At 48.4% G+C, this 7228-nt stretch carries 4 protein-coding genes and 1 tRNA gene; all 5 read left to right on the top strand.

What is annotated here, in order from left to right:
* Window positions 1-3168, top strand: a 3168-nt coding sequence (locus ACR0QT_RS07570) for an MBG domain-containing protein (RefSeq protein WP_432630217.1), incomplete at its 5' end; no start/stop codon positions are given.
* A 239-nt stretch (window positions 3169-3407) separates the two neighbouring features.
* Complete coding sequence (locus tag ACR0QT_RS07565) at window positions 3408-4754, top strand: MATE family efflux transporter (RefSeq protein ID WP_432630216.1); 1347 nt, start codon at window positions 3408-3410, stop codon at window positions 4752-4754.
* Window positions 4755-4864: 110 nt separating this feature from the next.
* Window positions 4865-4948, top strand: a tRNA-Leu gene (locus ACR0QT_RS07560).
* A gap of 508 nt (window positions 4949-5456) precedes the next feature.
* Window positions 5457-6200 (top strand): ABC transporter ATP-binding protein, encoded by a 744-nt coding sequence (locus ACR0QT_RS07555; protein ID WP_432630215.1) that lies wholly within the window; start codon window positions 5457-5459, stop codon window positions 6198-6200.
* Window positions 6197-7117, top strand: a complete 921-nt coding sequence (locus ACR0QT_RS07550; RefSeq protein WP_432630214.1) for a SufB/SufD family protein — start codon at window positions 6197-6199, stop codon at window positions 7115-7117. Before ACR0QT_RS07555 ends, ACR0QT_RS07550 begins: the two co-directional genes overlap by 4 nt.
* The last annotated feature ends 111 nt before the right edge of the window (window positions 7118-7228 follow it).

Here is a 7228-nt window from a genome sequence, read left to right as displayed (position 1 = left end):
GATGACTACACGGTAACGTATCTGGATGAAGACGGAAATGTTGTAGAGAATCCGATCAATGCGGGAACGTACAAAGTGATCGTAAGGGTATCTGCGGCAAACTACGAGGACTACGAGAGCCCGGCAAGTGAGCTTGTGATCAAGAAGGCAGAGTTGCAGGGAACGAGCGTAGAGATCACGGATCTGGAGCATGTTTATGACGGAAATGTACACAAGGCAAAAGTGAGCGTGACCGGACTGACGGGCGAGACGATCGAGGATTACACGGTAACGTATCTGGATGAAGACGGAGAAGTTGTAGAAAATCCGATCAATGCGGGAACGTACAAAGTGATCGTAAAAGTATCGACGGCAAACTACGAGGACTACGAGAGCCCGGCGAGTGAGCTTGTGATCAAGAAGGCAGAATTGCAGGGAACGAGCGTGGAGATCACGGATCTGGAGCACGTTTATGACGGAAATGTACACAAGGCAAGTGTGAGCGTAACCGGACTGACGGGTGAGCAGATTGATGACTACACGGTAACGTATCTGGATGAAGACGGAAATGTCGTAGAGAATCCGATCAATGCAGGAACGTATAAGGTAATCGTAAAAGTATCGACGGCAAACTACGAGGACTACGAGAGCCCGGCGAGTGAGCTAGTGATCAAGAAGGCAGAATTGCAGGGAACAAGCGTGGAGATCACAGATCTGGAGCACGTTTATGACGGAAATGTACACAAGGCAAGTGTGAGCGTAACCGGACTGACGGGCGAGAAGATCGAGGATTACACGGTAACGTATCTGGATGAAGACGGAAATGTCGTAGAGAATCCGATCAATGCGGGAACGTATAATGTAATCGTAAAAGTATCGACGGCAAACTACGAGGACTACGAGAGCCCAGCGAGTGAGCTAGTGATCAAGAAGGCAGTGTTACCGGCAACGAGCATTGAGGCATCGGATCTGGTTGTTGACTACGATGGAAATGCACATGAGGCTACCATTTCTGCAAAGGGCATTCTCGGAGAGGATCTTCCTTACGAGGTGACATACAAGAATGCAGAAGGCGAAGTTGTGGAGAAGCCGGTTGAGGTTGGAAGCTACACCGTTGTGGTAGTTGTAGATACACCGAACTATGAGCGTCTCGAGCAGACCTATACTATGCAGATTCGCGATGTTAAGCCTGGTGTAGTCGTAGAAAACGTGGATGTTGTCTATGATGGAAATGCACATGAGGCAAAGGTCACGGTAACGGGAGTGGATGGAAGTGCAAAGTCTGCAACAATTTCTTATCGAAATCAGCAGACTGGTAAAGTATCTGAAGAAGCACCGGTACATGCAGGAACTTACGATGTGATTGTAGTGACGGAAACTTCCGGTCATCAGAATTATGAGTATACCGAGATCGGAGCCGTTGTGATTCGTCAGGCGAAACCGTCTCTGAGAGTGGTTCCGTTCCAGGTAACCTATGATGGAGATCAGCATCCGGCATACTGCATTGCAGAGGGCGTACACGAAGGAGATGTTTTAGCTCCGGTTACAGTAACCTACAATGGAAGTGAAGAGGCTCCGGTACATGCAGGAACGTATGATGTGACAGCAGTCATCGAGGCGACGGAGGATTATGAGCGCGTAGAGGTGACTGTGGCTGAGGCAGTTGTGATTGCAAAGGCAGAGCCGACCGTTCAGATTGGACAGGTAACAACTGTCTATGACGGAAGTGCACATACCGCAGAGTATTCCGTTCTTGATAAAGACGGAGAGCAGATGGCGGTAGAGACGACTGTCTGGTATGGAGACAGCACAGAAGCACCGGTACATGCAGGAACGTATGATGTGACGGTTCAGACTGCTGAGACTCAGGATTACAAGTCTGTGACCGTAGTTCGTGAGGGTGCAGTCGTGATCACACCGGCTGAGACTGCAAGTGTTCGCGTAATTCCGTTCCAGGTAACTTACGACGGACAGAAGCACCCGGCATACTGCATGGTTTCTGGTCTGGAGCAGGGTACTTACACATTGAAAGTGACTTACAATGGCAGTGAGGAAGTTCCGACAGAGGCTGGACGTTACGATGTTGTGGCAGTTGTCGAGACAGATGGGGATTATGCAGTTGCACCTGTTACCGTTGAGGATGCAGTGATCATTGCAAAGGCAGAACCGCAGATTCGTCTTGCAAAGGCAGAGTACACCTATGACGGTGAGGCTCATCCGGCAAGCTACGAAGTAATTGGTGTGGATGACGAACCGCTTTCCGTAGAGACAGAAGTTCTTTACAATGGAAGCGCAGAAGCACCGGTTGAAGCAGGAAGTTATACGGTATCGATTAAGACGATCGAGACGACAAATTACAGCAGTGTGGAAGTGATTCTGGAAGACGGCATTGTAATTAAGCCGAAGAAGGATGAAACAGAGACACCGGATAAGCCGGGAACCGGTGGCGGAGAAGAGACACCGGATAAGCCGGGAACCGGTGGTGGAGAAGAGACGCCAGATAAGCCGGGAACTGGTGGTGGAGAAGAGACACCGGATAAGCCGGGAACCGGTGGTGGAGAAGAAACGCCGGATAAGCCAGGTACAGGTGATAACGGAAATAATGGATCTGATAATGGAAACTCTGGTACAGACAATTCCGGATCTGATAATTCTGGCAACACGGGATCAGATAATTCAGGTTCAGATAACACGGGATCTGACAATACGGGCTCAGGCTCCGGAAGCTCTAACTCCGGCAGTTCCAGCAGTTCCGGTTCTGGTAGTTCGAGCTCAGGTGGTTCTAGTTCCCGCGGTTCCGGAAGTTCTCGTCCGGCAACTTCTACGGCAACAACCACTTCCCTTCCGGCAGGAGAGTGGAAGCTGGATGAAAGCGGAATCTGGTACTATGTATTCACAGAGAGTGCTTATGCAGGTCAGACCTACAAGGGTTGGTTAAAGGACAGCAAGGATGGATACTGGTATTATCTGGATCCGGTAACGGGAGCAATGGCAATCGGTTGGGTACAGATTGATGGTAAGTGGTACTACTTCAATCCGATCGTAGGAGGCGCAAGCGGTTGGACTTACAACTCTGAGACACAGAAGTGGGAATACCAGATGACCACGAATATGCCGATAGGAGCTATGTATGCAAATGCAACGACTCCGGATGGCTATCAGGTGGATGCAGATGGTGTGTGCCAGTAAGAGACCATCAACGAATTTGTAACAAATCTGCAACGAAACAATCGTGGTATAAAGCGTTGAAGAAACAGAAAAGATAAGAGGGAGAGGGGGCTACGCAGTAGGCGTGGCCTCCTCTTTCGAGGTGATGTCAATTCGAACTTTTTGCTCCGAATGGAATGCAAGGGGCTATAAGGCAGAGGATAAAGGTGTAATCGAAAAAAGTAAAAGTTAGAGAAGTCAGAGAAAGGCGGACAAGAAGGGTGAATAGAGAAGCAGAATATTTGATTCGGGAGACGCCGGCGAAAGCGTTGTTTCAGTTTGCATTGCCGATGATGATTGGCAACCTGTTTCAACAGTTGTATACAATGGTGGATTCTGCAATTGTGGGGCGATATGTCGGGGAGCAGGCGTTAGCAGCAGTTGGAGCTTCGTATGCGCTGACAACGGTGTTTATCTGTGTTGCGATCGGTGGAGGAATTGGAGCCTCGGTTATCGTCAGCCGGGCATTCGGCGCAAAAGAATATGCCAGGATGAAATCCGCGCTCTACACAGCATGTCTTGTTTTTCTCGGAGTGGCGGTCCTTCTGGCAGGTTTTGGACTCACGTTCAGCCGACAGATTATGACTGCATTAAATACACCGGCAGATGCGCTGGAGATTGCCGTGCTTTATCTCAATATTTATTTTTATGGATTGCCGTTTTTGTTCATGTACAACATTGAATCCTCGATGTTTAATGCACTTGGAAAAAGCCGGATTCCGCTGTACTTCCTGATTTTTTCTTCTATTTTTAATGTTGTGCTTGACTGGATTTTAGTTACACAGTTTGCGATGGGAGTTGCCGGTGTCGCGTGGGCGACTTTTCTCGCACAGGGTGTTTCCGCAGTGCTCTCATTTTTGGTCTTACTGCATGAGTTAAAACCGTTCCCGGCAGATCATGTTTGCCTGTTTGATGGATCGGAACTTTCGGAGATGGTGAAGATTGCGCTTCCATCGATTCTTCAACAGTCCACGGTTTCGATCGGAATGATGCTTGTGCAGTCGGTCGTGAATGGGTTTGGATCAGAGGCACTTGCGGGTTTTTCAGCGGCAATGCGAATCGAGTCGATTTGCTGTGTGCCGATGAGTGGAATCGGAAATGCACTCTCATCCTACACCGCACAGAATCTCGGGGCAAACCAGCCGGAGCGAGTTCGCGAGGGACTAAAGTCGGCGAGCAGGATGGTGCTCATTTTTGCCGTGGTCATCTGTCTGTGGCTTGAGATCTTTCATGATGGTCTGATGGCACTTTTCCTCGGAACAGACGGCACAGCAACTGCGCTTTCAACAGGAAATGGCTATCTGACATTTATGGGATGGTTTTTCTGCCTGATTGGGTTTAAGATGGCAGTCGATGGCGTTCTGCGTGGAGCAGGAGACACGAAGATGTTTACGGTGGCGAATCTGGTCAACTTAAGCATCCGCGTGATCGTTGCCTTTGCATTTTCGCCTATCTTTGGCATTTCGATGGTCTGGTGTGCAGTTCCGCTCGGCTGGTTTGCAAACTGGGCAATTTCCTATCGAGAGTATCGAACCGGAAAGTGGAAACACACGATGGGTCACGCGTGAAAAATATTCAAAAATAGTTAAAGTAGGAAAGAAAACAGTTGACTTTTTTATAGAGACACGATATAATATCATTCGTTGGTTCGGCGGGCACCTTGCCGGAGCAACGGTTTGCAGAAGTGGCGGAATTGGCAGACGCGCACGGTTCAGGTCCGTGTGGTAGCAATACCTTGAGGGTTCGACTCCCTTCTTCTGCACGACAGAAGAGAGAAAGCAGAGAACAAAGTGATGAGTTCTCTGCTTTTTTTGTTTCATAGAAAATTGCGTTCTGAAAAACAAAACGCTCTGCGAAGATGCGCACTCGGCACATGTTACTGTTCACGCTTTGCGCAAACAGCAACGGATTTTGCCGATGCTTCGCATTCCAGATCGGCAAAATCTGCTACCTCTACTGTATTTTACGGCATTTTCAGTTCAGAAAATGCCTACCCGTGAACAGCACTCGGCATATTCTTTATTTTTGCATGAAATGATAGGTTTTCTTGTAAAACCGACCAAGTTGGTATATAATAGACTTTGGCGGTAAAAACAGGAAAACAAAAAAAGAGAACAAAACCAATTAATGAAGATTAATTAAAATAGAAAACCTGTGAAGTCCGGCAAAAAGAAATCGTATAGAAGGAAAAATGTATCTCAGGGTCTGGTGATTGATCGAAAGAGGAGATTGGAAGATTCAGATGTATACAGAGGTGTATGGAGGGAGTTATGCTGACATTAGAGAATGTGTCCTTTGAAGTACCAGGAGAAAAGGGACAAAAAGAGATTATCCGCAACATCAGCTTGAATGTGGATGATCACAAGTTTGTAGTAATTACGGGTCCGAACGGAGGAGGAAAGTCTACACTGGCGAAGCTGATTGCGGGAATCGAGCGTCCAACTTCGGGAAAGATTTATTTTAATGGTGAGGACATCACCGATAAGACGATCACGGAGCGAGCAAATCTGGGAATCAGCTTTGCATTCCAGCAGCCGGTTCGCTTTAAGGGAATTCAGGTGCTTGATCTGATCCGTCTGGCATCCAAGCAGAACCTGTCTCCGGCAGATGCCTGCAAATATCTGTCTGAGGTTGGACTGTGCGCGAAGGATTATATCAACCGAGAGGTCAACGCAAGCCTTTCCGGTGGAGAGTTGAAGCGTATCGAGATTGCGACGGTTCTGGCGAGAGGAACGAAGCTGTCCGTATTTGATGAGCCGGAGGCAGGAATCGATCTGTGGAGCTTCCAGAACCTGATTCAGGTGTTTGAGCGCATGAGAAAGCAGACCGATGGTTCGATCCTGATCATTTCCCATCAGGAGAGAATTCTGGACATCGCAGACGAGATTGTTGTGATCGCAGATGGACAGGTGAGCAAGCATGGCGCAAAAGATGAGATTCTTCCGGGACTTCTTGGCACGGCATCGGCTATGAATCCCTGCGACAAATATTATCAGGGAGGGGCACAGGCATGATTGACGAGATTCAGAAGCACATTCTTGAGGAGGTAGCAGACCTCCACAGCGTTCCGGAGGGCGCATACAACATCCGTGCAAACGGTCAGATGGCAGGAAGAAATACGACAGCGAACATTGACATCGTATCCAAGACCGATAAGAGCGGAATCGATATCCGCATCAAGCCGGGCACAAAGCATGAGAGTGTTCATATTCCGGTTGTTCTGAGTGCAAGCGGACTCAAAGAGGTTGTATACAATGATTTCTATATTGGAGAGGACTGTGACGTTGTGATTGTGGCAGGATGCGGAATTCACAACTGCGGAAATCAGGACTCCCAGCATGACGGCGTTCATCGCTTCTTTGTCGGAAAGAACGCGAAAGTGAAATATGTCGAGAAGCATTACGGCGAGGGTGACGGAGATGGAAAGAGAATCCTGAATCCGGTTACTGAGGCATATATGGAAGAGGGAAGCACGATGGAGATGGAGATGGTCCAGATCAAGGGTGTGGATTCCACAAACCGTATGACGACCGCAGAGCTGGCATCCGGAGCAAAGCTTGTTGTTCGTGAGCGTCTCTTGACCCACGGAGATCAGCATGCAGTCAGCGGATACACCGTGACTCTGAATGGAGATGACGCAAGTGCAGATGTCGTATCCCGTTCCGTTGCGAAGGATCATTCCTACCAGAAGTTTGATTCCCGCATTGTCGGAAATGCAAAGTGTACCGGTCATACCGAGTGTGACGCAATCATCATGGGAGATGCAAGGATTCTTGCAATTCCTCAGTTGGAGGCAAATGACATCGATGCAGCTCTGATCCATGAGGCAGCGATCGGAAAGATTGCCGGCGAGCAGATCATCAAGCTGATGACGTTGGGACTTACCGAGGAAGAGGCAGAGGCTCAGATTGTCAACGGTTTCCTGAAATAAGACAAAGAGCAAGATCGAATTAGAAAAATTCAAAAAAGACTCAAAAAAAGAGAGACTACAAAGGACAGCAAGGCAAAGGAAATGAAAAATCTGATTGCTTTGCTGTTTTTG

The organism is Brotaphodocola sp. (assembly GCF_050873365.1).
Lineage (GTDB): Bacteria > Bacillota > Clostridia > Lachnospirales > Lachnospiraceae > Brotaphodocola.
This window is presented reverse-complemented; position numbering and strand designations above follow the sequence as displayed.

What these genes read in the sequence shown, in the direction of transcription:
- ACR0QT_RS07550 (WP_432630214.1), top strand. Translation starts at nt 6,197, where the DNA reads ATGATTGACGAGATTCAGAAGCACATTCTTGAGGAGGTAGCAGACCTC.
- ACR0QT_RS07555 (WP_432630215.1), top strand. Translation starts at nt 5,457, where the DNA reads ATGCTGACATTAGAGAATGTGTCCTTTGAAGTACCAGGAGAAAAGGGA.